General features: G+C 66.5%; 22 protein-coding genes and 1 pseudogene. 14 read left to right on the forward strand and 9 right to left on the reverse strand.

Features of this window, described 5'->3' with window-relative positions; all coding sequences use genetic code 11:
• Positions 1-150: 150 nt before the first annotated feature.
• Entirely contained in the window at positions 151-444 is a 294-nt protein-coding gene (locus ABE472_RS17115; protein ID WP_346462679.1) for a hypothetical protein, read from the reverse strand.
• A 106-nt stretch (positions 445-550) separates the two neighbouring features.
• Positions 551-1,699 carry an acyl-CoA dehydrogenase family protein gene (locus ABE472_RS17120; protein ID WP_313210656.1) on the reverse strand — a complete coding sequence of 383 codons (1,149 nt, stop codon included), beginning with the start codon at positions 1,697-1,699 and terminating at the stop codon, positions 551-553.
• A 148-nt stretch (positions 1,700-1,847) separates the two neighbouring features.
• On the opposite strand from ABE472_RS17120, the gene ABE472_RS17125 reads away from it, so the two are divergent.
• The 5 genes and pseudogenes from ABE472_RS17125 (at position 1,848) to ABE472_RS17145 (ending at position 9,428) form a co-directional block, all read left to right on the forward strand.
• The gene (locus ABE472_RS17125) at positions 1,848-2,777 is read left to right on the forward strand and encodes a metalloregulator ArsR/SmtB family transcription factor (RefSeq protein WP_121037902.1); all 930 of its coding nucleotides are present in this window, start codon (positions 1,848-1,850) and stop codon (positions 2,775-2,777) included.
• 9 nt (positions 2,778-2,786) lie between these two features.
• A complete protein-coding gene (locus ABE472_RS17130; RefSeq protein WP_313210653.1) occupies positions 2,787-3,893 on the forward strand; it encodes a homocysteine S-methyltransferase family protein in 1,107 nt (368 codons plus the stop codon).
• A 33-nt stretch (positions 3,894-3,926) separates the two neighbouring features.
• Positions 3,927-6,641: pseudogene (gene metH / locus ABE472_RS17135) on the forward strand (methionine synthase); the annotation flags it as partial.
• A gap of 145 nt (positions 6,642-6,786) precedes the next feature.
• Positions 6,787-7,977 carry an MFS transporter gene (locus ABE472_RS17140; RefSeq protein WP_346462680.1) on the forward strand — a complete coding sequence of 397 codons (1,191 nt, stop codon included), beginning with the start codon at positions 6,787-6,789 and terminating at the stop codon, positions 7,975-7,977.
• A gap of 89 nt (positions 7,978-8,066) precedes the next feature.
• Complete coding sequence (locus tag ABE472_RS17145; RefSeq protein WP_346466688.1) at positions 8,067-9,428, forward strand: amidohydrolase family protein; 1,362 nt, start codon at positions 8,067-8,069, stop codon at positions 9,426-9,428.
• Positions 9,429-9,444: 16 nt separating this feature from the next.
• Here ABE472_RS17145 and ABE472_RS17150 read toward each other — a convergent pair whose 3' ends face one another.
• From ABE472_RS17150 to ABE472_RS17175, 6 genes are all read right to left on the reverse strand, one after another.
• Entirely contained in the window at positions 9,445-11,529 is a 2,085-nt protein-coding gene (locus ABE472_RS17150; protein WP_346466689.1) for an acyltransferase family protein, read from the reverse strand.
• A 67-nt stretch (positions 11,530-11,596) separates the two neighbouring features.
• Positions 11,597-12,289, reverse strand: a complete 693-nt coding sequence (locus ABE472_RS17155) for a DUF2058 family protein (RefSeq protein ID WP_346466690.1) — start codon at positions 12,287-12,289, stop codon at positions 11,597-11,599.
• 9 nt (positions 12,290-12,298) lie between these two features.
• Positions 12,299-12,538 carry a SlyX family protein gene (locus ABE472_RS17160; protein ID WP_019185948.1) on the reverse strand — a complete coding sequence of 80 codons (240 nt, stop codon included), beginning with the start codon at positions 12,536-12,538 and terminating at the stop codon, positions 12,299-12,301.
• A complete protein-coding gene (locus ABE472_RS17165; RefSeq protein ID WP_313212774.1) occupies positions 12,531-13,880 on the reverse strand; it encodes a UDP-glucose/GDP-mannose dehydrogenase family protein in 1,350 nt (449 codons plus the stop codon). The genes ABE472_RS17160 and ABE472_RS17165 overlap by 8 nt, the downstream gene beginning before the upstream one ends.
• Positions 13,881-13,902: 22 nt before the next feature.
• On the reverse strand, positions 13,903-14,883 hold the full coding sequence (locus tag ABE472_RS17170; protein WP_313212775.1) for an FKBP-type peptidyl-prolyl cis-trans isomerase: 981 nt from the start codon (positions 14,881-14,883) through the stop codon (positions 13,903-13,905).
• Positions 14,884-14,967: 84 nt separating this feature from the next.
• Positions 14,968-15,576, reverse strand: coding sequence for a glutathione peroxidase (locus ABE472_RS17175; RefSeq protein WP_313212776.1), 609 nt, complete (start codon positions 15,574-15,576; stop codon positions 14,968-14,970).
• Between the two features lie 463 nt (positions 15,577-16,039).
• Between ABE472_RS17175 and ABE472_RS17180 the strand changes: the two genes are divergently transcribed.
• The 7 genes from ABE472_RS17180 to ABE472_RS17210 all read left to right on the forward strand — a co-directional run bounded on the left by ABE472_RS17180 (position 16,040) and on the right by ABE472_RS17210 (position 20,627).
• The gene (locus ABE472_RS17180; RefSeq protein WP_282262813.1) at positions 16,040-16,294 is read left to right on the forward strand and encodes a hypothetical protein; all 255 of its coding nucleotides are present in this window, start codon (positions 16,040-16,042) and stop codon (positions 16,292-16,294) included.
• Positions 16,295-16,296: 2 nt separating this feature from the next.
• Positions 16,297-16,659 (forward strand): GntR family transcriptional regulator, encoded by a 363-nt coding sequence (locus ABE472_RS17185; protein WP_019185943.1) that lies wholly within the window; start codon positions 16,297-16,299, stop codon positions 16,657-16,659.
• The gene (locus ABE472_RS17190) at positions 16,656-17,531 is read left to right on the forward strand and encodes an ABC transporter ATP-binding protein (RefSeq protein WP_121037935.1); all 876 of its coding nucleotides are present in this window, start codon (positions 16,656-16,658) and stop codon (positions 17,529-17,531) included. The genes ABE472_RS17185 and ABE472_RS17190 overlap by 4 nt, the downstream gene beginning before the upstream one ends.
• Positions 17,528-18,556, forward strand: a complete 1,029-nt coding sequence (locus ABE472_RS17195; RefSeq protein ID WP_313218815.1) for a hypothetical protein — start codon at positions 17,528-17,530, stop codon at positions 18,554-18,556. The genes ABE472_RS17190 and ABE472_RS17195 overlap by 4 nt, the downstream gene beginning before the upstream one ends.
• A gap of 27 nt (positions 18,557-18,583) precedes the next feature.
• Entirely contained in the window at positions 18,584-19,468 is an 885-nt protein-coding gene (locus tag ABE472_RS17200) for a hypothetical protein (protein ID WP_313212780.1), read from the forward strand.
• 30 nt (positions 19,469-19,498) lie between these two features.
• Positions 19,499-20,107 carry a DUF2884 family protein gene (locus tag ABE472_RS17205; protein ID WP_313212781.1) on the forward strand — a complete coding sequence of 203 codons (609 nt, stop codon included), beginning with the start codon at positions 19,499-19,501 and terminating at the stop codon, positions 20,105-20,107.
• 94 nt (positions 20,108-20,201) lie between these two features.
• Positions 20,202-20,627, forward strand: coding sequence for a hypothetical protein (locus tag ABE472_RS17210; RefSeq protein WP_313212783.1), 426 nt, complete (start codon positions 20,202-20,204; stop codon positions 20,625-20,627).
• A 71-nt stretch (positions 20,628-20,698) separates the two neighbouring features.
• Here the strand turns inward: ABE472_RS17210 and ABE472_RS17215 are convergent, their stop codons facing one another.
• Positions 20,699-22,111 carry a class II fumarate hydratase gene (locus ABE472_RS17215; protein ID WP_313212785.1) on the reverse strand — a complete coding sequence of 471 codons (1,413 nt, stop codon included), beginning with the start codon at positions 22,109-22,111 and terminating at the stop codon, positions 20,699-20,701.
• Between the two features lie 295 nt (positions 22,112-22,406).
• Between ABE472_RS17215 and ABE472_RS17220 the strand changes: the two genes are divergently transcribed.
• Both ABE472_RS17220 and purB read left to right on the forward strand, forming a co-directional pair.
• On the forward strand, positions 22,407-23,729 hold the full coding sequence (locus tag ABE472_RS17220; RefSeq protein WP_313218816.1) for a hemolysin family protein: 1,323 nt from the start codon (positions 22,407-22,409) through the stop codon (positions 23,727-23,729).
• Between the two features lie 37 nt (positions 23,730-23,766).
• Complete coding sequence (gene purB, locus ABE472_RS17225) at positions 23,767-25,134, forward strand: adenylosuccinate lyase (protein ID WP_313210265.1); 1,368 nt, start codon at positions 23,767-23,769, stop codon at positions 25,132-25,134.
• Positions 25,135-25,158: the final 24 nt, after the last annotated feature.

A 25,158-nucleotide genomic window follows, 5' to 3' on the forward strand; every position in this document is an offset into this window, starting at 1 on the left:
CCTCCGGTTGCCCGGGAAGGGCCGCCTGGTTGCCGGCCAGCGGCCGGCACTGCCCTGTCCTACATGCACCGCCTGGTTGCCGGCCAGCGGCCGGCACTACCCTGTCCTACATGCACCGCCTGGTTGCCGGCCAGCGGCCGGCACTACCGCTCAGCGCAGCAGCGCCACCGCCGCGCAGGCGACCACGATCGCCAGCGACGGCCACTGCATCGGCAGGTAGAAGAAATGATGGCGGGCAGGCTCGCCCTTCGCGCGCGGGCCGCGGTTGAGCACCAGGCCGAGCACGACATTGATTGCTGCGCCAATGCCGAATCCGATCAGCAACTGGGTCAGTGAGGTATTGCCCTTGGCAACGGCAGGGTCGGGCCACAGCCACATCAGCAGCAGCAAGGTGGCGATGGGGGTGAGCAGGGTCAGGAAACCTGCGCCTCGGTAAATCAGCATGGGGATGTCCGGCAAAAAACGAGGGCACATTCTGCCTCACCCGCGTGCCGACCAACGGTCGGCACCTACCGGGCAGGCCACGACCGATGGCCGTGGCCCCGCACTCTCAGCGCAGACCGGTCTCGTTGCGCGCGATCACCAGACGCTGGATCTCCGAGGTGCCCTCGTAGATTTCGGTGATCTTCGCATCACGGAAGTAACGCTCCAGCGGCATTTCCTTGGAGTAGCCCATGCCGCCGTGGATCTGCACGGCCTGGTGGGTGATCCACATCGCCGCTTCCGAGGCGGTCAGCTTGGCGATCGCTGCTTCGTTGCTGAAGCGCTTGCCCTGCCCCTTCACCCACGCCGCGCGCAGCGTCAGCAGCAGCGCTGCATCCAGCTTGCACTTCATGTCGGCGATCTTGGCCTGGGTCATCTGGAAGGTGCCGATCGCCGCGCCGAAAGCCTTGCGGTCCTTCACGTATTCGATCGTCGCTTCGTACGCCGCACGGGCGATGCCGATCGCCTGCGAGGCGATGCCGATACGGCCGGCGTCGAGCACGCCCATGGCGATCTTGAAGCCCTCGCCTTCCTTGCCCAGCACGTCATCGGCGTCCGCCACGTAATCCTGGAACTCGATTTCGCAGGTGGCCGAGGCACGGATGCCCAGCTTCGGCTCGGTCTTGCCGCGATGGAAGCCGGCCTTGTCGGTGTCGATCATGAAGGCGGTGATGCCACGCGCGCCCTGTTCCGGATCGGTCATCGCAAACAGCACGATGTACTTGGCCACCGGGCCGGAGGTGATCCAGCTCTTCTTGCCGTTGATCACGTAGGTGCCGTCGGCCTGCTTGACCGCGCGGCAGCGCATGGCCGTCGCATCTGACCCGGACTGCGGCTCGGTCAGCGCGAACGCGCCGATGGCCTCGCCCTCGGCGATGGCGCGCACATACTTCTGTTTCTGCGCTTCGCTGCCGTGGGTCAGGATGCCGTTGCAGAACAGCGAGTTGTTGACCGACATGATCGTCGAATGCGCAGCGTCTCCGGCGGCGACCTCCACCATCGCCAGGACGTAGGCGATCGGGTCCATGCCCGCACCGCCGTAGGCTTCGGGCACTTCAATGCCCATCAGACCGTTCTCGCCCAGCAGGCGGATGTTCTCCAGCGGGAACTCGCCGGTGCGGTCGTGGTGTTCGGCGCTGGGCGCGATTTTTTCCTGCGCGATTCGGCGCGCAACGTCCTGCAGCATCAACTGCTCTTCGGTAAAGCTGAAATCCACAACACCCTCCCGGGTACAGAGTGATAAGGGCCACAGTGCGCGCGGCCCGGTCGGGCGATTGTACCGGGGGGCGGGGAAAGCACGCCTGACTTGACCGCACCGCCGCCAAAGGACGAAAATATCTCTATATCGCGATAGGTAGATATTTATGGATCTCGAGGACTGGTCCGTCCGGCTGAAAGTGTTCGCCGACGCCACCCGGGTGCGCCTGCTGGCGCTGCTGGAACAGGAAGAACTCACTGTGGCCGAGCTGTCGGCCATCACCACGCTGGCGCAGCCGCGGGTGTCCACCCATCTGGCTCGGCTCAAGGAAGCCGGCCTGGTGCGCGACCGTCGCTCGGGCGTCTCGGCGTATTACCGCTTCGATGACGCTGCGCTGGACCCGGCGCAGCGCGCATTGTGGCATGCCCTGAGCACCGGCAGCGACGACCCGCTGCTGCGCCAGGATGCTGAACGCGTTGCTGCCGTCATGGCCAGCCGTGCGGCGGACCAGAACTGGGCCGACAGCGTCGCTGGCGACATGGAACGCCATTATTCCCCGGGCCGTACCTGGGAAGCGCTGGCACGCACCGCGCTGCCGCTGCTGGAAACCGGTGACGTGCTCGACATCGCCTCCGGTGACGGCGTACTGGCCGAGCTTGTGGCGCCGCACGCCAAGCGCTACATCTGTATCGACACCAGCGCGCGCGTGGTCGCTGCTGCCAGCGAGCGCCTGCGCCGGCTGGCCAACGTGGAAGTGCGCGAAGGCGATATGCATGCCCTGCCCTTCCCCGACCAGAGCTTCGACCTGGTGGTGCTGATGCACGCACTGACCTATGCGGCCAAGCCGGCCCAGGCCGTCGCCGAGGGTGCGCGCGTGCTGCGCCCGGGCGGTCGCCTGCTGCTGTGCAGCCTGGCCCGTCACGAGCACCGTGCGGCCGTGGATGCCTATGGCCACGTCAACCTCGGCTTCAGCGACAAGGAACTGCGCAAGTTCGTGGAGAAGGCCGGCCTGGTCGTCTCCAGCCTGGAAACCGTGACCCGCGAGAAGCGCCCGCCGCATTTCGAAGTCATTTCGCTGATCGCCAGCAAGCCCTGAGGTCTGCCCATGCCATCCCTGCCCTGGCTCCACCCCGACCGCGTGCACGCGCTGGAAACGGCGCTGGCCCAGCGCATCCTGATCATCGATGGCGCCATGGGCACGATGATCCAGCGGCATGGGCTGGAAGAGGACGATTACCGCGGCGCGCGCTTCGCCGGCGGTTACGACCACCAGCACGGGCCCGGCTGCGACCATGCCGCGCCCGGCGACACGCCGCAGGGACATGACCTCAAGGGCAACAACGACCTGCTGTTGTTGACCCGCCCGGAGGTGATCGGCGGCATCCATACCGCGTACCTGGAAGCCGGCGCCGATCTGGTCGAGACCAATACGTTCAACGCGACCTCGGTCAGCCAGGCCGACTATCACCTTGAACACCTGGTCTACGAGCTCAACAAAGCCGGTGCCGCAGTAGCGCGCGCCTGCTGCGATGCGGTCGCGGCGACCACGCCGGGCAAGCCGCGCTTCGTGATCGGGGTGCTCGGCCCGACCAGCCGCACCGCGTCGATCAGCCCGGACGTGAACGATCCGGGTTTCCGCAATACCAGCTTCGATGCGCTGCGCGAGACCTACCGCGAGGCCATCGATGGGCTGATCGACGGCGGTGCCGACACCCTGATGGTGGAAACCATCTTCGATACGCTCAACGCCAAGGCCGCGCTGTTCGCCATCGAAGAAGTGTTCGACGCCCGCGGTGGTCGGCTGCCGGTGATGATCTCCGGCACGATCACCGACGCCTCCGGGCGCACCCTGTCCGGGCAGACGGCCGAGGCGTTCTACGCCTCGGTCGCGCACGGCCGGCCGCTGTCGATCGGGCTGAACTGCGCGCTCGGCGCCAGCGACATGCGCCCCCACGTGGAGACCTTGTCCACGGTGGCCGAGTGCCTGGTCAGCGCGCATCCCAATGCCGGCCTGCCCAATGCGTTCGGTGAGTACGACGAAACCCCGGAAGAAATGGCCACCACGCTGCGCGAATTCGCCAGCGCCGGTCTGCTCAACCTGGTGGGCGGCTGCTGCGGCACCACCCCGGCACACATCCGTGCCATCGCCGAAGCGGTGGCGGATCTGCCGCCGCGCCGCCTGCCCGCACCACCGCTGGAAGACGCGGCATGACCGCATCCGCCCCACGCTCCCGTTGTCGTTGACCTTCCTCCGCCAGCCCGTGCCCGCCTGCCCATGACGTCTTCCCGCCACACCCGCCTGTCCGGTCTCGAGCCGCTGGTCATCACCCCGGACCTGCTGTTCGTCAACATCGGTGAGCGTACCAACGTCACCGGCAGCGCGCAGTTCCGCAAGCTGGTGAAGGAAGAGCGCTACGAGGAAGCGGTGGAAGTGGCGCGCCAGCAGGTCGCCAACGGCGCGCAGATTCTCGACGTCAACATGGACGAGGGCCTGATCGATTCCGAAAAGGCGATGACGCGCTACCTCAACCTGATCATGTCCGAGCCGGACATCGCCCGGATTCCGGTGATGGTCGACTCCTCCAAGTGGAGCGTGATCGAAGCGGGGCTGAAGTGCCTGCAGGGCAAGAGCGTGGTCAACTCGATCTCGCTCAAGGAAGGCGAAGCGCAGTTCATCGAACAGGCGCGCAAGGTACTGCGTTACGGCGCGGCGGCCGTGGTGATGGCCTTCGATGAAGAAGGTCAGGCCGATACGTGCGCGCGCAAGGTCGAGATCTGCACCCGCGCCTACCGGGTCCTGACCGAGCAGGTCGGCTTCCCGCCACAGGACATCATCTTCGACCCGAACATCTTCGCCGTCGCCACCGGCATCGAAGAACACGACAACTACGCGGTCGACTTCATCGAAGCCACCCGCATCATCAAGCGGACGTTGCCGCACTGCCATGTCTCCGGCGGCGTCTCCAACGTGTCGTTCTCCTTCCGCGGCAATGAAACCGTGCGCCAGGCGATCCACTCGGTGTTCCTGTTCCATGCCATCGGCGCGGGCATGGACATGGGCATCGTCAACGCCGGCGCGATGCCGATCTACGATGATCTCGACGCCGAGCTGCGCGAGCGCGTTGAGGATGTGATCCTCAACCGCCGCAGCGATGGCACCGAGCGCCTGCTGGAGATCGCCGAGCGCTACAAGGGCAAGAAGGGCGAAGTGCGCGGGGAAGACCTGGCCTGGCGCGAGAAGCCGGTCAATGACCGCCTTGCCCATGCGCTGGTGCACGGCATGGATGCGTGGGTCGAGCAGGACACCGAAGAGGCGCGTGCGCGTTCGACCCGTCCGCTGGATGTGATCGAAGGGCCGCTGATGGACGGCATGAACATCGTGGGCGACCTGTTTGGCGCCGGCAAGATGTTCCTGCCGCAGGTGGTCAAATCCGCACGCGTGATGAAGAAGGCGGTGGCCTACCTGCTGCCGTACATCGAGGCGGAAAAGGCCCGCAGCGGCGACACCGCCAAGAGCAACGGCAAGATCATCATGGCCACGGTCAAGGGTGACGTGCACGACATCGGCAAGAACATCGTCGGTGTGGTCCTGGCCTGCAACAATTTCGACGTGGTCGATCTGGGCGTGATGGTCCCGGCGCAGAAGATCCTGGACGCCGCGCGCGCCGAGAACGCCGACATCATCGGCCTGTCCGGCCTGATCACGCCCTCGCTGGAAGAGATGAGCCACGTCGCCCGCGAGATGGAGCGCCAGGGCTTCACCATGCCGCTGATGATCGGCGGTGCGACCACCTCGCGCGCGCACACCGCGCTGAAGATCGACCCGCATTACAAGGCGCCCACGGTGTGGGTGAAGGATGCCTCGCGCGCGGTCGGCGTGGCGCAATCGCTGATCTCGCGTGAGCTGCGCGATGCCTTCGTGGCCGCCAACGAGGCCGACTACGCCGACATCCGCCAACGCCACCGCAACCGCGGCGACGCCAAGCGGTTGGTCACCCTCGCCAAGGCACGCGCCCAGCGGTTCGTGGGCGACTGGGGCAACTACACACCACCGGCGCCGCGCAAGCCGGGCCTGCATGTGCTCGACGATTACCCACTGGCCGACCTGGTCGAGGTGATCGACTGGACCCCGTTCTTCCAGGCCTGGGAACTGGCCGGCAAGTTCCCGGCGATCCTGACCGATGAGATCGTCGGCCCGCAGGCCACCGATCTGTACCAGGACGCCCGCGCGATGCTCACCCGCATCGTCGAGGAAAAGTGGCTGACCGCCAAGGCCGTGTTCGGCCTGTGGCCAGCCAACAGCGTCGGCGATGACGTGCACCTGCGCACGGACAACGGCCCGGCGGTGCTGCACTTCCTGCGCCAGCAGGTGGACAAGCCGGTCGAACGCCCGGATTTCTGCCTGGCCGATTTCATCGCCCCGGCCGACAGCGGCAAGCAGGATTGGATCGGTGCGTTCGCGGTCACCGCCGGTATCGGCATCGACCCGCACGTGGCCCGCTTCGAGGCCGATCACGACGATTACAACGCGATCCTGCTCAAGGCGCTGGCCGACCGCCTGGCCGAAGCGCTGGCCGAGCGCCTGCACCAGCACGTGCGCATGGATTACTGGGGCTACCAGCCCGATGAGCAGCTGGACAACGAATCGCTGATCGCCGAAAAGTACGCCGGTATCCGTCCTGCCCCCGGCTATCCGGCCTGCCCGGAACACAGCGAGAAGGCCACGCTGTTCCGCTTGCTGGATGCCGAGCGCAACGCGGACATGCAGCTGACCGAGAGCTTTGCGATGCTGCCCACCGCGGCGGTGTCGGGCTATTACTTCAGCCACCCGCAGAGCCAGTATTTCGTGGTCGGCCGGGTCACCCGTGAGCAGGTGGTCGACTATGCCAAGCGCAAAGGCGTGGACCGCGTGCAGGCCGAGCGCTGGCTGGCCTCGAACCTGGATTACGATCCGGAATGACCGCGTCACCCGACCAACGGTCGGGTGCTACCGGCGTGATGGATTGACGGTGTCGCTCGTTTGCCCGACCCACGGTCGGGTGCTACCGGCATAATGCACGGGTAGGCACCCACTGTTGGCGGGTGCGCGCCCTCCGAGACCCTGCATGACCGCCCTCCCCCGCGACGCCGTACCGGCCGTGCGCCTGTCGTCGTTCTACCTGTTCTATTACGCCGCCCTGGGCGCGTTCACGCCGTACTGGTCGTTGTTCCTGACCTCGCGTGGCATGAGCGTGACCGCGATCAGCGTGATGATGGGCATCTGGTACGCCACCCGCATCGTGGCCCCCACCACCTGGACCTCCCTCGCCGCCGCCTCGCCGCGCCCGATCTTCTGGCTGCGGCTGGGCTGCGTGCTCACCCTGCTGACCTTCTGCGCGTTCCTGCTGCCATTGCCGCAGCCGTGGCTGTACCCGGCGATGATCGCGTTCTGCTTCTTCTACAACGCGGTGATGCCGCAGTTCGAATCGATCACGTTGACGCACCTGGGCAGCGACAGCCATCGCTATGGGCTGATCCGGGTCTGGGGCTCGCTGGGCTTCATCGCCGTGGTGATGCTGTTCGGCTGGATCATCGAAGGCGACGGCGGTGCCGGCAACGCGCATCTGCTGCCGTGGTTGATGCTGCCGCTGTTCGGCCTGCTGACCGCCTCGGGCTTTGCCAACCACTACGCACGCAACCTGCAGCGCACTGACGGCGATGCCAGTGGCTTCTGGGCGATCGTGCGCAAGCCGCAGGTGCTGGCGTTCTTCCTGGCCGCGTTCATGGAGCAGCTGTCGTTCGGCCCGTACTACACGTTCTTTTCGGTCTACATGGATCACCACGGCTATGCGACCTCCACCCTGGGCGTGCTGTGGACGGTCGGGGTGGTGTTCGAAGTGGGCGTGTTCTTCACCATCGGGCGCTTCTTCCGGCGCTATGACGCCAGCTGGATGCTGCTGATCGCCCTGCTCAGTTCCACCGTGCGCTGGGCGGTCACCGCGCTGTTCCCGGAGAACCTGCCGGTGATGCTGGTCGCCCAGACCGCGCATGCACTGGGCTTCGCCGCCTTCTTCGCCGCCGCGATGCAGATGCTGGCCACCTACTTCCCCGGGCGCCTCAACGGCCATGGCCAGGGCTTGTTGTACGGCTTCTCCTCCGGGGTGGGCGGCGTGCTCGGCGCGCTGATCGCGGGCCAGTTGTGGCCGATCGATCAGGGCCGTACCGCGTTCCTCGCGGGCAGCGGGTTTGCGTTGGCCGGCGCCTTGCTGTGCTTCTTCGCGATCAGCCTGCCGCTGCTGCGCGCGCGCACGCGCTGATCATCCGCTGCCGGTAATGCCGGCCAGTGGCCGGCAACCCGATCCCCCGGATGGGGTAGGCTCAAGGCTCCCCCTGACTGGAGCCGCCGATGCGACCGACCCGCCTGTGGGCGCTGCTGCTTGCCGCCACCACCGCCCTGCCTGCCGCAGCCGAGCCGATCCTGTTCGAAAATGCCCGTGTCTTCGATGGCACGCGCGACCTCGGCATCACACCGGTGCTGATCGACGGCGCGCGGATCGTGCATGTCGGCACGCCGCTGCCGGCGGCCGCCACGGGTGCGCGCCGCATCGATTACACCGGCAAGACCCTGTTGCCCGGCCTGGTCAGCGACCATGCCCATGTTGGCAACACGCAGGGGCTGGAGCACGGCGACCGTTTCTACACCCATGACAACGTGGTGCGTGACCTGCGCCAGTTCCAGCGCTACGGCATCACCACGGTGACGGCGCTGGGCATGAACGGCGCGGACTTTTTCGCCATCCGCCAAGCGGTGAACGCCGATCCCGGCCTGGGTGCGCAGCTGTATGGCGCCGGCGGCGGTATCGGCGCCCCGGATGGCGCACCCCCGGCAGATACCATGGGTCTGCGCCATGACCCGGTGGCACGGCCGCGCAACGCCGAGCAGGCGCGCGCGGCCGTGGCCATCCAGCACGCCGATGGCGTGGATCTGATCAAGCTGTGGGTCGATGATCTCGGCGGCAAGCGTCCGATGATGACCCCGGAGGTCTACCGCGCGGCCATCGCCGAAGCGCATGGGCGCGGGCTCAAGGTCGCCGCCCACATCCACGATCTCGAGCAGGCCCGCGACCTGGTCGATGCCAACGTCGACATCCTCGCCCACGGTATCCGCGACCGCGCGGTGGACCCGATGCTGGCGCGGAAGATGCGCGACCAGGGCACCTGGTACATCCCCACCATCGCCATCGACGAGGCCAACTACAGGTATGCAGAGCATCCGCTGGCATTGCAGCAGCCCTTCCTGCGCCAGGCACTGCACGCCGATGTGCTGGCGCGCTGGTCGCAGCCGGAGTGGCAGCGCAGCCAGCTGGCCAGCGATGGCATACCGGCCGCACGCAAGGCGGTCGCAACCAATCTGGACAACGTGCGCCGCCTGCATGCGGCCGGGGTGAAGCTTGGCTTCGGCACCGATGCCGGCGCGATGCCGCAACGGGTGATCGGCGTGGCCGAACACCGGGAACTGCAGCTGTTGGTGGAGGCCGGGCTGACGCCCTCCGAAGCCTTGCAGGTCGCCACCACGCAAGCGGCGGCATTGCTGGGGCAGACCGACCGCGGCCGCATTGCCGCCGGCAAGCGCGCCGACCTGCTGGTGCTCGATGCCGATCCGCTGGTGGATATCGCCAACACGCAGCGCATTGGCGCGGTCTGGCAGGCGGGCCAGGAAGTCGCCGGGCCGATCGAAGCCGCTGCAGACACGGCTACCCGCGACTGATCGCGGGCGGTGTGATTCAGGGGGCGACGGCGGGCGCCGTCGTCTCCCACCGCTCCAAATGCGCCTGGAAATCCGGCAGCAGCAGACGATTGCCATAGCCGCTGAGATGGTCACCATCGAAGAACAGCGGCTTGCCCTCACGGGTCGGCAGGCATTGCTCGCCGGGGCACAGCAACGGCATCGGATCCCAGATCGACGCGCCGGGCAGACCTTCAGCCACCTGCTGCAGGCCGGCCAATACCGGGGCACGCAACTGCTCGATCTCGCTGCGCGGCACGGTCATGCCGTTGGCGCAGATCGGGTTGTGGCGGTTGAATAGATCCGAGCACCGGTACGGGGGCGCGGGCAGCACGGGTTTGGGCGCTTCCAGCACGATGTGAACACCGCGATCGGCCAGCGGCCTGAGCTGCTCGATCCAGTGCGCGATTTCGGCGGTGCGGCCTGCATTGGCCGCCTCGCTGAGATGGTCGGCGCGAACCTGCGCGACATCGAACAGTGCGTACTGCTCAGACAGGCGCGGCAGCCGCAGCCCTGCCAACAGCACCACATCGCCCGGCTGCGCACGCGCCTGGATATCATCCAGCACATTGCGCGCATAGGCCTCGCAGGCCGGATTGGGCCCCTGCCAGGCGCGCAGCCCAACCAGCGCGCACCCTCCGCTGCCATACAGGCGGATCGGCGCTCCATCCCGCACAACCAGGCGCTGCAACATTTCGTGGTAGGCCAGCGCATGCGAATCACCGGCCACGAACAGTTGGCGGGTGGATGCGGTGCGTCCCGGGCACTCACCACGCTCATACAGACGCGCCTGCCCGCCCAGCACCGGCACGTTGCTGACCCGCACGCGGCAGTCCGGGATTTCCTTCTTCAGCCCCTTGGCATACGGGTACCAGTCCAGCGGGGCACGGCTGACCACACTGAGTGAGGTGTACTGTTGGGTCTTGACCAGCGCCGACTGCAGGCCGGCGCCGAGCACCAGTACGCCCAGCCCGACCACGACCCAGCGCGCGTTGCTGACGCGCCAGCGTGCCCCATGCCGCAGGGGCTGTTCCACCCAGCGCCACGACAGCCAGGACAACAGTGCCACGCACAGCAGCGCGACGCCGCCGGTGGCCACCGTCTCCAGGCCCACCGTCCAGCGGAACAGCACGAAGACCGGCCAGTGCCACAGGTACAGCGAGTAGGACAGCCGACCGATCGTCACCATCGGCGTGGTCGCCAGCGCGCGCCCGATCCAGCCCCCGGGTGAGCGCTGCAGCAGGCCCAGCAACCCCAGCGTGCCCACCACCGGCCACAGCCCATCGATCCACGGCGAATGCCCCGGCCGTGCCGCCCACAACCCATAGCCCAGCGCCGCAAGGCTCAGCACCAGCAGCGGCGAGCGCCAGCTGATACCGCGCGGCGGAGCCGGTGGCGGCGTGAACCGGCCGCTCAGGGACAATAGCTGGAACAGCAGCACGCCAGCGCCCAGCTGCCAGAAGCGGGTGGTGGTCAGGTAGAACGCATCGATCTCATGGCCGCCCTGCCGCGCACGGAACACCGCGTAGCCCAGCGATGCCACGGCTGCCACGCCGAACAGGCCCAGCGACAGCCAGCGCCCGCGCGGGCCTCTGGCCCACGCCAGGAACAACAGCGGGAACAGCAGGTAGAACTGCTCTTCCACACCCAGCGACCAGGTATGCGTGTACGGATTGAACTCGGTGCGCGGCGAGAAGTAGTCGTTGCCGGTGCTGGCCAGCACCCAGTTGCTCAGCCCGAAGAACGCCATCCGGCCGGTCTTGTCGCTGGTCTCGCTGAGCCAGGATTCGGGAATCAGCAACGCGCTGAGCATCGCCGTTACCAGCAGGCAGACCACCAGTGCCGGCGCGATGCGACGCATGCGGCGCGCATAGAAGCGTGCCAGCCCGGCCCAGCCGCCGACCGCCGGCAGGCGATCCACCGAGGCGCTGACCACGAAACCGGAGATGACGAAGAACACATCCACGCCAGTGAAGCCACCCGGCAACCAGCTCGCCTTGAGGTGATAGAGGATGACCGCCAGCACGGCGATCGCACGCAGGCCATCGATATGCGGGAAATACCCGGGACTGCGTTCCTGCATGGCCCTGCTCCTGACATGCAACGGGCGCCTGACGGCGCCCAGTGCGTTCAACAATGGTTGCGTTGGCTTACCAGACCAGGTCGTCGGGCACCTGGTACTGCGGATCGGCATACGGATCTTCACCGGCCGGCGCATCCGGATCGACCTTCAGCGCCACCGACGGTGCGAACACCGCTTCGGCGTCGGCCAGCACCGCGGCAGTCACCAGCACATAGCGGCCGTTCTGCTGCAGCACGCCCAGCTCGCCGGCATTGAGCGCCTTGAGCTGCTCGGCGGTGACGTAGATACGCTTGATCTTGCCGCCATACGGGAAGTGACGCGCGATGTCGGCCGCTTCGGCATTGAGGGACTTGCCTTCCAGCAGGACCTCCAGCTTGGCCTTGGCTTCGCGACGCAGACGCGCGTCTTCCTGCTTCAGGCGCTCGGCCTCGATGCGGTCGTCTTTTTCTTTCTGCGCGCGGATCGCATACGCCTTGGCGAGGTCGATGTCCTCGCGCGAGCGCGGTTTGCCGGGTGCGCCCTGCGGCGGGCGGGCACCGGCGGGGCGGCCCTTGCCCTGCGGGCGGCGGTCGCCGTCGCGGGCGGGGCGCTGGCCCTCGCCTGGCTTGCCGGCCGGGCGTGCGCCCTGCGGCTTGCCGGCCGGGCGGCCGTCACGGCGCGCGTCGGGTCGACGATCCGGCTTGCGGTCGTTGGTTCGTTCGGGTTTGGGCGCGGCTTTGAAGCCAAGGCCCAGCAGCTGGTCGCGGAGAGTATCGCTCATGACGTCAGATCAGTAATGCGGAGGCGGCGGCTCTTCGGCCGAATCGGAATACAACGCGGTGCGGACCTTGCCGAGGTCTTCGAGCAGGATACGGGTCAGGTCGGCATTGCGGTTGCCTTCCATGCGCGCATCGGCCAGGGCCTCGCTCAGTTCGGCCAACGCCTGCTCCTGGAAGGAGACGCGCATTTCCAGCTCGATCAGGCGTGCTTCCAGTGCCTGTTCGCGCTCGGAGGGTGTGGACTCATGCATTCAACGAACGTCCCCGGCCAATGCCGTAGTAAGCCAGGCCCGCGGCTTCGATGTCCTGCGGGTCGTACAAATTGCGGCCGTCAAACACGACCGCATCGTTGAGCATCTCGCGCAGGCGGACGAAATCCGGGCTGCGGAACTGCTTCCATTCGGTCACCACGACCAGCGCATCGGCGCCCTCAAGGGCGTCGTACGCGTTGTCGCAGAACACCAGATCATCGCGCTCGCCGAAAATGCGGCGCGCTTCTTCGGTCGCTTCCGGATCGTAGGCGCGCACCTGCGCCCCCGCCTCCCACAGCTGCGCCAGCAGGCGGCGGCTGGAGGCTTCACGCATGTCATCGGTGTTGGGCTTGAACGCCAGGCCCCACACCGCGAAGGTCTTGCCGCGCACGCCTTCATCCTCGCCACGGTCGTAGTGGCGCTGGATCAGGGCGTACAGATGGCCCTTCTGGTGCTCGTTGACGGCTTCCACCGCGTTCAACAGCTTCGGCTCATGGCCATGCTGCTGGGCGGTCCGGGCCAGGGCCTGCACATCCTTGGGGAAGCACGAGCCGCCGTAGCCGGCGCCGGGATAGATGAAGTGCCAGCCGATGCGCGGATCCGAGCCGATGCCCTGACGGACCTGCTCGATGTCGGCACCGACCTTCTCGGCGATATTGGCGATTTCGTTCATGAACGAAATCTTGGTCGCCAGCATCGCGTTGGCCGCGTACTTGGTCAGCTCCGCCGAGCGCACGTCCATCTCCACCACGCGGTCGTGATTGCGATTGAACGGCGCATACAGGCGGCGCATCAGCGCGACCGATTCGGGATTGGACGCGCCCACCACGATGCGATCGGGCCGCATGCAGTCGGCGACCGCGTCACCTTCCTTGAGGAATTCGGGGTTGGAGACCACGTCGAACGCGATCTCCACGCCGCGCTCGGCCAGCGCCTGCGCGATGGCCTCACGGACTTTGTCGGCCGTGCCAACCGGCACGGTCGATTTGTTCACCACCACCACCGGCACGGTGATGTGCCGGCCGATGGTGCGGGCCACGGCCAGCACGTACTGCAGGTCGGCACTGCCGTCCTCGTCCGGTGGCGTGCCCACGGCAATGAAGATCACCTGGCCATGCGCGATCGCGGCGGCGGCGTCGGAGGTGAAGGTCAACCGCGACGCATCGTGGTTGGCCTTGACCATCGGTTCCAGGCCGGGCTCATAGATCGGGATGATCCCGTTGTTGAGGCCGTCGACCTTGGCCTGGTCGATATCGACACAGATCACCTGGTGGCCAACCTCGGCCAGGCAGGTACCCGTGACAAGACCGACGTAGCCGGTACCGAAAATCGCAACGCGCATGGGCGGTGGTGCTCCGGATCCGTTACGGCAGAACGTTCAGCAGCTCGACGTCGAACGTCAGCGTCGCGTTCGGACCGATCGGGCCGCCCGGGGTGCCCTGCTCGCCATAGGCCAGCTCGCCCGGAATCCAGAAGCGGTACTTCGAGCCGGTCGGCATCAGCGAAACGCCTTCGGACCAGCCCTTGATCACCTGGTCCAGACCGAACTCGATCGGCTGGCCACGCTGGTAGCTGCTGTCGAACACGGTGCCGTCGAGCAGCTTGCCTTCGTAGTTCACGCGCACCTTGCTGGTCGGCATCGGGCGCTCACCCGAACCCGGGCGCAGCACCTGGTACTGCAGACCCGAGGCGGTGGTCACCACGCCCGGCGCGGTCTTGTTCTTGGCCAGGAAGTTGTTGCCATCCACCCGGTTGGTACCGGCCTGGGCGGCGGACTTGGCGTCCATTTCAGCCTGCTTGCCCTTCATGAAGCCTTCCAGCGTGGCCTTGGCCTGCTCGGCCGTCATCTTCGGGGTGCCATTGTTGAAGGTGGTGCTGACCGCATCGAACAGCGCGTCCAGGTCCAGATCGTCCTTCAGCGGTGCCAGCGACGGGCCCACGGCGAAGCCGCCCAGCATCAGGCCGACCTTTTCACGGTCCACCTTCGGCGGCGCGGTGCCCGGCGCAACGCCCGGAACCGGCTGGCCGCTCTTGGCCATCACGGCCTGGCGCAGGGCGGCATCGGTCTTCTGCGCCTCTTCCTGGCTAATGAGCGGCTGCTTGCCTTCAAAGGCATTGGTCACACCGCGGCGCAGGGCGGCCAGATCGATCTCGCTGGAAATCGGACCGAACGAATTGGCCACATCGATACCGATGGCGTAGCCGAGCTTTTCCCGTTGGGTGTTCAAAGTGGAAGTCTCCTTGACAGCCGCGCGGGCGGCTGGTTGTTGCGACATCGCGGTACCGGTGGCACCCATCGCCAGAATCAGAACCGACGCCGCGGCGCCGCGCATTCCCATCTTCATTCGCTGCATTCCTGGAAGTGACTGGACGCCGACGTCGGCGCGAAAGCAACCATTGTCGCACGCGCGTCCGAGATGTCGATATCGTCAGCGCTTGTTGGCGGTGACAGAGAGTTCACGTTCGATCGCCGCCACCAGCTTCGGATCGTCCGGCGTGACCTTGCTCGGGAACTGCGCCACCACCCGGCCGTCGCGGCTGATCAGATACTTGTGGAAGTTCCAGCCCGGGGACACGCCCGTGGCGGTGGCGAGACTGCGATACAGCGGCGTCGCGTCCGGCCCGGTCACCACCACCTTCTGGAACATCGGGAACTTCACGCCGTAGGTCAGCGTGCAGAACTCCTGGATCTGGGTCTCGTCGCCCGGCTCCTGCCCCTTGAAGTCGTTGGAAGGGAAGCCAAGCACCGAGAAACCACGCGCGGCGTACTTGCGCTGCAACGCCTCCAGACCTTCGTACTGCGGGGTGAAACCGCACTTGCTGGCGGTGTTGACCACCAGCAGCACCTTGCCGCCGTACTGCTTGGCCAGGTTGACCTCGCCCTTCCCGGCCAGCGGGCGGTAGCTCACATCCAGCAGATCGGCCGCCTGGGCCGACGCGCCCACCAGCAGGCCGGCCGCCAGCAACAGCAGGGACCAACGCGCCCGGCGCGGCGCGCGGTCGCGACGGACAGACGACAGCAGAGACACGTGGTGCATCGCGACACTCCAAAGTGGGGACAACGAGGGGGTGAACGGGCCTGGCAAGGGCTGCCAAGGCTGCGGCGGCACTATATCACCGGTGTTTTTGCCGCCGGACGCCGCCGGTCCGCCGGTTTCGGGCGCCCACCAGCAACGCGGTCGCGGCGCCACCTGCAGGGCGCGGCTCGATCCCATTCAGGGGCTGCTTTGTCGCATCTGGCGATGTCAGCCGCGGCGGCTGACATCCGCATATGATTGCCTGAATGCGCTGGTGGCTTGCCATACCATTGACATCAATGAATGTGCGCTGGCGCAGTTCGACGCCGCACACTGAGAACATATTGTTTATATTCAATGACTTGGGATATTTCGAACGCGGTCATGCCGCCCCTGCCATCAGTTGGGTATCGCCCCCTGTTGATCTTCGGCGTGCCGGTGTTATAGTTGCATACAACACCAGTCACCTAGACAGGGGAAGCCCATGAACCGCATGCGCCACCGCCACGCCGCCAAAGCCGTCACCGCCGCCTCGGCGTTGCTCCTGCTCGGCTGGTTCGGCATCCCCTCCGGTGACGCTGGCAGCCCTGCCAGCGCCGATGTGTTTGAAGGCCCGCAGGACGCAGGCGTCATCGAGGCAGGGACCGCCAACGGCGCCCCCACGCCCCCCCGCCGGCTGCACAGCTCCCTGTCCATGCCTTACTTCTCATTCGCGCAGTCGCTGAACCCACGGAGCTGACCATGAGCGATATTCAATGGAGCGATGGTGCTCCGATCTACCGCCAGCTGAAAGAGCGGGTGATCGCCATGATGCTTGACGGCATCATCAAGCCCGGCGATGCCCTGCCTTCGGTCCGGCAGGTTGCCGCCGAGTACCAGCTCAACCCCATCACCGTATCGCGCGCCTACCAGGAACTGGCTGATGAAGGCCTGGTCGAAAAGCGCCGCGGCCTGGGCATGTTCATGACCGAGGAAGCGGCCACGCAGCTGCGCAGCAGCGAGCGCGACCGGTTTCTCAATGAAGAATGGCCGCTGGTCCTGGAGCGCATCCAACGCCTCGGCCTGAACCTCGACGAATTGCTGCCCCAGGGGAAATCCTCATGAATGCCGTTGCAAGTGATGTCGTCATTTCCGCTCGAGGCCTGCGCAAGGCCTACAAACAGACCGTGGCGCTGGACAACACCAGTTTCACGATCGCACCCGGCCGCATCACCGGGCTGATCGGCCCCAACGGCGCCGGCAAGACCACCCTGCTCAAGGCGCTGCTCGGCCTGACCTCGGTGGAAGGCGAGCTGCGCGTGCTCGGGCTGGACCCGACCGAGCAGCGCAACGCCCTGATGAACGATGTGTGCTTCATCGCCGACGTGGCGGTGCTGCCGCGCTGGATGAAGGTGCGCGAGGCCATCGATTTCGTCGCCGGCACCCATCCGCGTTTCGACCGGGCGCGCTGCGAGCGCTTCCTGGCCTCCACCAAGCTGCATCCCAAGCAGCGCGTGCGCGAACTGTCCAAGGGCATGATCGTGCAGCTGCACCTGGCCCTGGTGATGGCCATCGATGCCAAGGTACTGGTGCTGGACGAGCCGACCCTGGGCCTGGACATCCTGTACCGCAAGGAGTTCTACCAGCGTCTGCTGGAGGACTACTTCGATGAGCAGAAGACGATCATCGTCACCACCCACCAGGTGGAAGAGATCGAGCACATCCTCACCGATGTGATGTTCATCCGCGATGGCCGCATCGTGCTCACCACCGATATGGAAGACATCGGCGAGCGCTATACCGAAGTGCTGGTGTCGGCCGATGCCGTCGAGGCCGCGCGCGCACTCAAGCCGATCGACGAACGCGCCCTGCCCTTCGGCAAGACCGTGCTGCTGTTCGACGGGGTGCCACGCGCGCAGCTCACGCCCTTGGGCGAAATCCGCAGCCCGGGGCTGGCGGATCTGTTCGTGGCCATCATGAAGGGAACCTACGCATGAACACCGTCAACCACCCCATCAGCAAGGCCAGCTCGTTCAAGTGGCTGCTCAAGCGTGAGTACTGGGAAAACCGCGGCGGGTTCCTGTATGCGCCGGTGATCGCCGGTGGCATCTCGCTGGTGATGAGCCTGCTCGGCATCGTGTTCGGCCTGGTGGCCATGCACCGTGCGGTCAAGAGCGGCGGCCTCCACCTCAACGACGAAAATGTCAGCATCAACGGCCTGGACCTGAGTCTGCTGACCAGCAAGCTCGATGCCAAGAACCTGCATGACCTGGCCAACGGCCTGGATCTGACCCTGATCCTGAGCTCGGGCTGGCCGCTGATCGTGCTCGCCTTCGTGGTGTTCTTCTACTGCCTGGGCGCCCTGTACGACGACCGTCGCGACCGCAGCATCCTGTTCTGGAAGTCATTGCCGCTGTCGGATACGTCCACCGTCCTGTCCAAGGCCGTGAGTGCGCTGCTGATCGCCCCGCTCATCGCGGTGATCGCCTCGGCCCTGACCATGTTCGGCTTCCTGGTGATGATCTCGATCGTGGTGATCGCCCACGGCGGCGATCCGATGCTGCTGATCTGGGGTCCGGCCAGCCCGCTGACCATTCTCGCCGGTCATCTGTCCTGGATCCCGGTCTACCTGCTCTGGGCCCTGCCGACCGTTGGCTGGCTGCTGCTGTGCTCGGCCTGGGCCAAGACCAAGCCGTTCCTGTGGGCGGTGATGCTGCCGCTGTTCGCCGGCATCATCGTCAGCACCACCAAGCTGATGACCCTGTTCGACCTGACCGGCGGCTGGTTCTGGAAGCACATCGTGGGCCGCCTGCTGCTCAGCGCGGTCCCGGCCAGCGACCAGTTCTACCGCGGCGAGTCGATGTTCAGCGGCAACGGCAACATGGACAACCTGGTCAACGAACTGGGCCCGAGCCACCAACTGGCTGCCTTCGCGATGCCGGAACTGTGGATCGGTGCCGCCGTCGGCGTGGTGTTCCTGTTCCTGGCCATCCGCCTGCGCCGCCGCGCCGGCGAAATCTGATCCCTGCCCTTCATCGAGGAACCGCCCATGATCCGCACGCTCGCTGTTGCTTCCCTGCTGTTGCTGCCGCTGACCGCGCTCGCCAATGAGCCGCAGTGCACGTTCAACGAAGCCCGTGACCTGAAGCTCGACCTGGCCGGCGCCAAGGCGGTGGTGTTCGAAGTGAACCAGCACGATCTGGTGCTGCAGGCTGGCCCGGGCGCGGCCCAGCTCGGGGGGCGCGCCTGCGCCTCCAACGCGGATTGGCTGCGCGAACTGACCGTGACCCAGCAGAAGGTCGGCGACAAGCTCGTCGTCCGCCTGCAGCGCGACGCCCGCAACACGCTCACCATCAGCGGCAGCAGCTATGCCTACCTGGACATGCGCGGCACCGTACCGGACTCGATCCTGGTCCAGCTCAAGGTCGGCTCGGGCGATGCCAGCGTCACCGGTGCGCACTCGCTGAGCGCGGACGTCGGCTCGGGTGACATCAAGCTTCAGGAGATCAAAGGCCTGGTGACCGCAGCGGTCGGCTCGGGCGATGTCATCCTCGACGGTGCCGGTGCGCTGAACCTGCTCTCGGTCGGTTCGGGCGATTTCAAGGCCCGCAACATCCGCGGGGACGCCAAGGTCGGCACGATCGGCTCGGGCGACTTCGAGCTGGATACGGTCGGTGGCAACGTCGAGATCGGCGTGGTCGGCTCCGGGGATACCGATGTGCGCAAAGCCAAGGGCAACGTGCGCGTCGGCACCGTCGGCTCCGGCGACACCGACCTGCGCGATATCGGCGGCAGCGTCACCGTGGACCGTCATGGGTCGGGCGATGTCACCGCGCGCGATGTCGGCGGCGACCTGCGCGTGGCCAACAGCGGCAGCGGCGATATCCGCCACAGCAACGTGCGCGGCCGGGTTGAACTGCCGCGCGGCAAGTAAGCCTCTCTTCTCCTCTGACGGATACGCATCATGACGACTCGACTGCTGCTGCCTGCCCTGCTGTTGTGCCTGCCGATCGCAGCCTGTACCGCCCCCGACAGTGGCAAGGGCAAGGCGCCCGCCGACCAGAGCGCCGCCGCCCCGGCGACCAGCGCGCTGGATACCGATGGCATCGGCAAGACCGTGCAGGAGGCCACCGAGAAGGCCCGCCGGGAGATCAGCCAGGGCAACATTTCCATCGCCAACGGGAAGACCCCGAAGGCGGAGATCAGCCCCCAGGGCGACCTGCTCATCGACGGCAAGGCGGTCACCGTGGACGCCCACCAGCGGGCGCTGCTGCTGGACTACCGCAAGCAGGTCGAGCAGCTCGCCAACGCCGGCATGGAAATCGGCGTGGCCGGTGCCAATCTGGGCGTGAAGGCGGCCGGCGAAGCGATCAAAGGCATGTTCTCCGGCGACACCCAGGGCATTGAGGCGCGCGTGAATGAAGAAGCCAGGAAGATCGAGGATCAGGCCCAGAGGCTGTGCGGGCTGCTGCCCGGCATGATGGCCAGGCAGCAGGCGCTGGCCGCCGCGCTGCCGGCCTTCCAGCCGTACGCGACGATGGACCAGAGCGACATCGACGACTGCGGCAAGTAACCCCGGCACTGCCTGCGACGATGCGTCGCAGGCAGGCCCTTCCCGGTGCGGGAGGACTACAATCTCCCCTCCCGTCGCATGCGTTGCCCTGCTCATGAAGAAGCTGAGTCTGTTGCTGTTCGCCCTGTTCTGCCTGGTCGCCACCGGTTGCGATCAGGAGTACCGCAATCACCGCGCCGAGCGCAGCAAGCCCAAGATCACCGTCAGCGACGGCATGGTCACCGTGCGCCGCGCACCTGCGCCGAACATCATCATCCTGCCCAACGGGCACATGAAGATCGATGAGATCGAAATTCCGCTCAATGAGGAGCAGCAGGCGATGCTGCAGGGCATGTTCGGCCAGCTGCAGGTGCTGCGCCAGAACACCCTGACCGACGCCCCGCCGGACCCGGCCAAGCGCTCGGTGAAAATCCAGGTGCCGGACGGCATGCAGCCGATCCCGCCGGATCTGATCACGAAGATCCCCGAGTTCAAGGATTACACCGAGACCTTCGGCAATCTGCAGGCCGCTCGCCACTGAGTTTGGGCGGGGACTCGCGCACAAAAAAACGGGCCGTTCGGCCCGTTTTTTATTTCAGGTCATACGCGCGCTCAACCGCCCCCGCCACCGCCGCCATGGATGCCACCGGCAGTGAGGGCCGCCGGATCCAGCAGCCTGCGCAGTTCGGCGTCGGACAGGCCACTGTCTTCCTTGGCCACGTCCAGCACCGGGCGTTGTTCCTTGTAGGCACGCTTGGCGATCGCCGCCGCCTTTTCGTAGCCGATGATCGGGTTCAAGGCGGTCACCAGGATCGGGTTGCGATCCAGTGCCTCGCGGACGCGATCCTCGCGCACTTTCAGCCCGGCGATCGCGGTATCGGCGAGCAGACGGGTGATGTTGGCCAGCAGGTTGATGCCATCGAGCAGGTTCGCCGCGATCAGCGGCAGCGTCACGTTCAACTGGAAGTTGCCGGTCTGGCCGGCCACGGTGATCGCGGTGTGGTGGCCGATCACCTGGGCGCACACCATCACGGTGGCTTCGGGGATCACCGGATTGACCTTGCCCGGCATGATCGAGCTGCCCGGCTGCAGCGCCGGCAGTTCGATCTCGCCCAGCCCGGCCAGCGGCCCGGCATTCATCCAGCGCAGGTCGTTGGCGATCTTGATCAGCGCCACGGCCAACGCATTGAGCTGGCCGGACAGTTCAACCGCATCGTCCTGCGCGGCCAGGCCTTCAAACTTGTTTTCCGCGCTGTCGAACTTGATGCCGGTCTGCTGCTTGAGCTGCTTGGCCACCAGCGTGCCGAACCGGGGGTCGGCATTGATGCCGGTGCCGATCGCCGTGCCGCCCAGCGGCAGGCGCCGCAGCCGCTTGAGGCTGTCCTCGATGCGATCCTGGGCCGAAGACAACTGCGCCGACCACGCACCGAATTCCTGCTCGAAGGTCAGCGGCATCGCGTCCATCAGATGGGTGCGACCGGTCTTGACCACCTTGCGCAGCGCACGGCCGCGCTTGTCGATGGTCTTGCGCAGGTGCACCAGTGAAGGCAGCAGCTGCTCATGCACGCCCAGCAACGCGGAGACACGCAGCGCGGTGGGAATCACATCGTTGGAGCTTTGCCCCTGGTTGACGTGATCGTTGGGATGCACCGCGGTCTTGCCGGCCTTGCCCGCGCGGTTGGCGAGCGTGGCAATGACCTCGTTGGCATTCATGTTCGAGGAGGTGCCCGAACCGGTCTGGTACACATCGATCGGGAAGTGCGCGTCGTGGCGGCCGTCGGCAACGTCCGCCGCAGCGGCTTCGATGGCCTTGCCGATGTTGCGCGGCAGATGGCCCAGCTCGACATTGACGTTCGCCGCAGCGCCCTTGACCAGGCCGAGCGCGCGGATGAAACCACGCGGCATGCGTTGGCCCGACACCGGGAAATTATCGACGGCGCGCTGGGTCTGCGCGCCCCACAACGCATCGGCGGGCACCTGCAGCTCGCCCATGCTGTCGTGTTCAATCCTGAAACCCTTGCTCATTGCTTCAACTCCGCACGTCTTTCGTGGATGAAAGGGAACCTGCGGCTGGCAACGGGCCTGATTCCCTGGCTGGCGGCTCTGATCACGATACTCTCAAGCACCGCTGAAACCCAAGACCGTGAGTGATCGGCTAGACTCGGGATCCGCTTCCATTCAGACAGCCTGCCGCCCCCATGGGTGACGATCCCGACAGTAGTACCGGGCGTGCCGCCGCGCACGCATCGATGACCGCCCTCGCCGCCCCGGCGACCGCGGGTACCCCTTCGCCCCTGGCAGCGCCGCTGCGGGGCCGCGAATGATCGGCAACCTCCTGCTGCTGGTACTGGCCCTGCTGCTGGTGGTGCTCAACGGCTTCTTCGTGGCCGCCGAGTTCGCCCTGGTCAAGCTGCGCCACACCCAGGCCGTCGGCCTGGCCGAGAACCACGGCTGGCGTGGGCGCCTGCTGCTCAACGTGCACGCGCACCTGGATGCGTACCTGTCCGCCTGCCAGCTGGGCATCACGCTGTCCTCGCTGGGCCTGGGCTGGGTCGGCGAACCGGCGTTCGCGCACCTGCTGCAACCGCTGTTCGATACGCTGGGGTTGACCCCGGAAGCCTCGCGCCTGACCGCTTTCATCATCGCCTTCAGCATCATCTCGTTCCTGCACATCGTGCTCGGCGAACTGGCCCCCAAATCGATGGCGATCCGCCGCCCGGAAGCAATGTCGCTGTGGACGGCCGCACCGCTGTACCTGTTCTACTGGGCGATGTATCCGGCCATCTGGCTGCTCAACAACAGCGCCAACGCGCTGCTGCGCCTGGCCGGCTGGGGTGATGTGGAGCACACCTCGCACCGTTATTCACGCGAGGAACTCAAGCTCATCGTGGGCCGCCAGCAGCCCACCGGCAGCGCGCCGGACCAGGACCTCACGCTGATGAGCCACGCGCTGGAACTGCCCGAACTGGTGGCCGGCGACCTGATGCGCTCGCGCGACCATATGCGTTCGTTCCGCGACGGGATGAGCCTGGCCGACGTGATGGCCGAGTTCGCCGAGAGCCGCTACAGCCGCTACCCGTGGTTCGACCGCGACGGCGAGGAAGTGCTCGGCATCCTGCACATGAAGGACCTGCTGGTGGAGATCGCCCGCGGCCATCCGACCGACGATCTGCGCCCGCTGCTGCGCCCGGCCAACCTGATCGCGCTGGAGACCCCGGTACCGCTGGTGCTGGAGCGTTTCCGCACCGGCACCACCCACCTGGCACTGTGCGTGGAAGAACACGGCCGCATCCTGGGCTACTTCACCCTGGAAGACCTGCTGGAAGTGGTGGTCGGCGATATCGAAGACGAGCACCCGCATATCGTCAAGGACGCCCCGACCCGCGGCGCGGACGGCACCCTGCTGGTGGCCGGCTCGACCTCCATCTTTCGGCTGGAGCGCCTGCTGGGCCATGACCTGAGCGCGCCCGACCATCTGAATTCGGTCGGCGGGCTGATCGTGCACCAGCTCCAGCGCCTGCCCGAGGAAGGCGAGCAGCTGGAGATCGACGGGCACCTGTTCACGATCAAGCGCATGGCCGGGCACCGGATCCAGGCGGTGACGGTGCGCATGGCACAGGCCGAGGACGCCGGGGCAGCGTAGAATGACGGCCCCCGCTGCCAACGACCTGCGCCCTGCCATGTCCGAATTCGCCCTGCTCGCCCTGTCCCCGCTCGATGGCCGCTACGCCGGCAAGGTCGACGCCCTGCGCCCGATCTTCTCCGAATACGGCCTGATCAAGGCCCGCGTGAAGGTGGAAGTGGAATGGCTGCTGGCACTGGCCAATGAGCCGGGTATCGTCGAACTGGCCCCGTTCTCGGCTGCCGCCACCGCCCGCCTGCGCGCCCTGGCCGACGACTTCGCCCCGGCCCACGCCGCGCGGGTGAAGGAGATCGAGCGCACCACCAACCATGACGTCAAGGCCGTGGAGTACTTCATCAAGGAACAGCTCGCCGCCGATGCCGAGCTGGGCCCGGCGCTGGAGTTCGTGCATTTCGCCTGCACCAGCGAAGACATCAACAACCTCAGCTATGGCCTGATGCTCGAGCAGGCCCGCCGCGAGGTGCTGCTGCCGTCGCTGGACAACATCGCCGGCGTGCTGCGCGCCCTGGCCCACGCCCAGGCGGCCCAGCCGATGCTGTCGCGTACCCACGGCCAGACCGCCTCGCCGACCACCCTGGGCAAGGAAGTGGCCAACGTGGTGGCCCGTCTGGAGCGCCAGCGCCGCCAGATCGCCGCGGTGGAGCTGACCGGCAAGATCAACGGCGCGGTGGGCAACTACAACGCCCACGTCATCGCCTACCCGGACGTGGACTGGCCGGCCTTCGCCCAGCGCTTCGTGGAAAGCCTCGGCCTGGTGTTCAACCCGTACACCACCCAGATCGAGCCGCATGACAACGTCGCCGAAATCGGCGATGCCGCGCGCCGCGCCAACATCATCCTGATCGACCTGGCCCGCGACGTCTGGGGCTATATCTCGCTGGGCTACTTCAAGCAGAAGCTCAAGGAAGGCGAAGTCGGCTCGTCGACCATGCCACACAAGGTCAACCCGATCGATTTCGAAAACGCCGAAGGCAACTTCGGCATCGCCAACGCCCTGTTCGAGCATTTCAGCGCCAAGCTGCCGATCAGCCGCTGGCAGCGTGATCTGACCGACTCCACCGTGCTGCGTGCGGTCGGCACGGCCTTTGGCCACACCCAGGTCGCCCTGGACTCGCTGGCCAAGGGCCTGGGCAAGCTGACCGTGAACCCGGAACGCCTGGACGCCGATCTGGACGCCGCGTGGGAAGTACTGGCCGAAGCCGTGCAGACCGTCATGCGCCGCCACGGCCTGCCCAACCCCTACGAACAGCTCAAGGCCCTCACCCGTGGCCAGGGCATCACCACCGAGTCGATGCAGGCCTTCGTCGAATCCCTGGAGCTGCCGGCCGACGCCAAGCAGAGCCTGCGCGCCCTCACCCCGGGCGGCTACATCGGCCTGGCGGCGGACCTGGCCAAGGCGATCTGAAGGCATGGGCGCGGCACCGTCGCG

This window comes from Stenotrophomonas sp. TWI809, from assembly GCF_039673205.1.
In the GTDB taxonomy this organism is placed as follows: domain Bacteria; phylum Pseudomonadota; class Gammaproteobacteria; order Xanthomonadales; family Xanthomonadaceae; genus Stenotrophomonas.